Annotated in this window: 1 protein-coding gene, 1 tRNA gene and 1 pseudogene; all 3 read right to left on the minus strand. The window is 44.7% G+C overall.

Going from position 1 to position 1971, the window contains the following annotated elements; genetic code table 11:
- Window positions 1-80 precede the first annotated feature (80 nt).
- Window positions 81-215 (minus strand): annotated as a pseudogene (locus CRO59_RS27640) (SelB C-terminal domain-containing protein); the annotation flags it as partial.
- Between the two features lie 52 nt (window positions 216-267).
- On the minus strand, window positions 268-1461 hold the full coding sequence (locus CRO59_RS27645) for a RelA/SpoT domain-containing protein (protein ID WP_097090504.1): 1194 nt from the start codon (window positions 1459-1461) through the stop codon (window positions 268-270).
- A 414-nt stretch (window positions 1462-1875) separates the two neighbouring features.
- Window positions 1876-1971: transfer RNA gene (locus CRO59_RS27650), tRNA-Sec, on the minus strand.

The following is a 1971-nucleotide window of genomic DNA, read 5'->3' on the forward strand; positions in this document are numbered from 1 at the left end:
ACCTGCCCGGGAACGGATGCCGTCCCCAACCGGGTTTGAAGCCCGGCCGCGCCACCGGGCGCGATTGCCTTCCTTTGAACTCAGGGTGCGTCGGCGCTGGCCAGCGCGTTGTCATGGCGGGTCACCCGGGATTCGCCGATGCGTCGGGTCAGGCCGAGGCGGTCGAAGTATTCCAGGTACTGAATACAGCGCTTGCGTCCCAAGCCTAGCGTATCACTCTCCCAATTAACGTCTTACAAAAAACTCCTAGTTCCAGATAAGTTATATCTACTTAGAACTTTTTGGATCTTTGGGATCTTTGGTTTTTTTTAAACCCTTAATGCTTGTTTTATTTTGCCCTAGAAGCTCAGCCAATGACGTGACGTTTTTCACTTCAATATCTCGAGAGATAGGCTGCTGCTTTAACAAATCGGCCAGTTTGGCTAGGCTATTTTCTGACTCGCTAAAGCTAGATAAATTCCATGTCTTCGGCACCTTCAATTCATACAGGTATTTATTTAGATTGTCCGAAGCACTAATGGATTTGGCGCGAATAATTTCATCCATCCAAGAAGAGTAGCTAGCAAGTGCCTCCTTACTCGAATTCGCCTTTAAGCTTTGAATATCGCTCTGAAGCTTTTTAATTGTTTCTTGATACTCATTCCCCGTACCTTTAGCAACTGCCAACTCTCCAACCAAAGCATCCATCTTTTTCAGCGTTTCATCGCGCTCATTAGTAAGCTTGGAAGTTTTCAAATCATTTAAAGCAAATGCTACCGATAGCTCCTTTACGAATGTACCCATTTCATCGGCGCTGCCAGCCATCCTATTGAATATAGTTAGAAAATAATTAACCAATGCATTATCCGAGAAGTTAGGATACCTAATTTTATGGTCAATTTCACTCCAACCTTCTTCAAATATTGTCCGTACTTGCACCTCCACAAGGCACTCGCGAATAGTCGGTTGCGTCTTCAAAACATAATGTATAGATCTATAGCCAGCTGGGTGTGGTTTTTCATCAAAAAGCTCCTTTTTGAAGTTTTGAGGCGTAGTATCCCCCGTCCGAATATAATGTATTGGAGGAGTTTCGTGCAGATTCCACTTTGCACGAATTGCTAAATCTATACCTTCATATTCATGTTTAAATAGATGCAGCACCCGCACACCGATAAGATCGGTAATTATAGTATGATAGTTATCAACTCCAATATTTTCGTATTTTTCCGAACGCTCCGACTTTTTCCTTATTATTTTTGCAACAAGATGATCTGGATCCTTAATTCTCCATCTCACGGAATGAACACCATCCGTTGCTTGAAATGCTGAAGCAAAGTAACTCGCCGTTGCTCGCAAGTCTTCTGATCTGACAACATGATCTGCTGCAATGTCTTGTAAAGTGCTCCAGTCTAACTGACAACCTTCCCATACTTCCTGAGAAATATTATTTGTAGCCAAAAATGACTCAAGAGAGTTTTCCATATGCACGCTTCGTCCATTCGATTTTATTTGGGGGCTGGTTATAACTTTCCGTTCAACAACGCGATTTCACTTCCAGTAATTTTCAGTGATTGACTCGCATTTCCGACTCAGTCCTCATCGTCCTTGAGAAATCTGAATTTTAGCCAGAGCAACAACAGTATTTTTGATGCTGTACATATTCTTCTCAATCCGTCTAGCTTTTTATTTGTCATCCGTATGCGGAGCACCTTCGGGACAGCGGCGACATACCTTGGTAGAAGTAACACAGACTTAGCAAAGCCCAGATTTCTCAACAGGCAAGATTCCGATGTGTTGCAACTGGACCATGTGTGGTCTGGTTTAATACTAAATTGGGTGCGATACCACTTCAATCATCTGCATGGTCAACTCCTGTGGGTGTGAGCATTGCGTAATTGGCGGAAGGCAGCCGGAGTCGAACCTGCCCGGGAACGGATGCCGTCCCCAACCGGGTTTGAAGCCCGGCCGCGCCACCGGGCGCGATTGCCTTCC

The sequence above is a fragment of the Pseudomonas sp. LAMO17WK12:I5 genome, from assembly GCF_900215165.1.
GTDB lineage: Bacteria > Pseudomonadota > Gammaproteobacteria > Pseudomonadales > Pseudomonadaceae > Aquipseudomonas > Aquipseudomonas putida_A.